At 64.3% G+C, this 1,082-nt stretch carries 1 protein-coding gene; it reads right to left on the bottom strand.

All coding sequences use genetic code 11. The annotated features are described in order from the left end of the window. Positions 1 to 12: 12 nt before the first annotated feature. Positions 13 to 978: an IS481 family transposase gene (locus J2X34_RS28405; protein WP_114724618.1), complete on the bottom strand. Its 966-nt coding sequence runs from the start codon at positions 976 to 978 to the stop codon at positions 13 to 15. Between the last annotated feature and the right edge of the window lie 104 nt (positions 979 to 1,082).

Below are 1,082 nucleotides of genomic sequence, written 5' to 3'. Positions count from 1 at the left end.
TGTACCTGGCCATCAGGTTGGTTGCAGTCGGCTGATCGGTGGGAGTCCTCCGAGTGCGCTGTGGCGTCGTCGAGTGTTGTAGTACTCGAGCCAGGGTGCAAGTGCGTCGGCGCGTTCGCTGTTGCTGGTGAAGACCTGACGGTAGGCCCACTCGGTTTGCAGGGTCCGGTTGAGGCGTTCGACCTTGCCGTTCTGCCACGGGCAGTGCGGTCTGATGAACTTCTGCTTGATCCCGTGTTCGGCGCAGACTGCGCGTAGGGACCATCGGTAGGCCCAGGCGTTGTCGGTCATCAACCGCTCGATTCTCGTGATGCCGCGGTCCGCGAAGTAGTCGATCGCACGGGTCAGGAAACCCGAACAGGTGGAGCCCTTTTCGTCTGGGAGGATCTCCGAGTAGGCGAGTCGGGAGTGGTCATCGACGAGCGAGTGGACGTAGTCGAATCCGGTCCGGGTGCTGCGGTCGCGGGCTGTCGATCCGGCGGCTCGTCCGTGTGCGCGCCATCCGCCACCGTCGGGGATTCTGCCGAGCTTTTTGACGTCCATGTGCACCAGTTCGCCGGGCCGCTCACGTTCGTAGCGCACGGCGGTGGTTTTCGACGAGCGGATCACCTGACCGGTCATCGGGTCCAAGTCCGCCAGGTGTGGCACCTGGTGGCGCCGTAGGACTCGGGAGACTGTGCGGGCCGGCACCCCGAGTTCTGCTGCGAGCCAGTCCGGCCCGCGTCGCTCACGCACACGGAGCTCGACGATCCGGGTCTCGACTTCGGCTGCGGTTCGGGTCGGCATGGTGTGCGGGCGGGAGGACCGATCGTGTAACCCGGCTTCGCCCTCGGTCTCGTAGCGGGCCACCCACGTCGACACGCACTTCCGGGATATCCCCATTGCGCTGGCGATATGCGCTTTCGGCCAGCCATCTCGGTAGCGCTCGACGATGAGCAATCTGCCGAGATATGTGGTTCGGGCATTACGGTGGGACACGAGAACCTCCGAGCGGATGTGGGCCTTAGACAAGCCACACCCCACTCGGAGGTTCTCTTCACATCAAGCCGACACGCCCGCTACCAACGTCCTGACCGGGTACA

Source organism: Rhodococcus sp. BE178 (genome assembly GCF_050433545.1).
Lineage (GTDB): Bacteria > Actinomycetota > Actinomycetes > Mycobacteriales > Mycobacteriaceae > Prescottella.
This window is presented reverse-complemented; position numbering and strand designations above follow the sequence as displayed.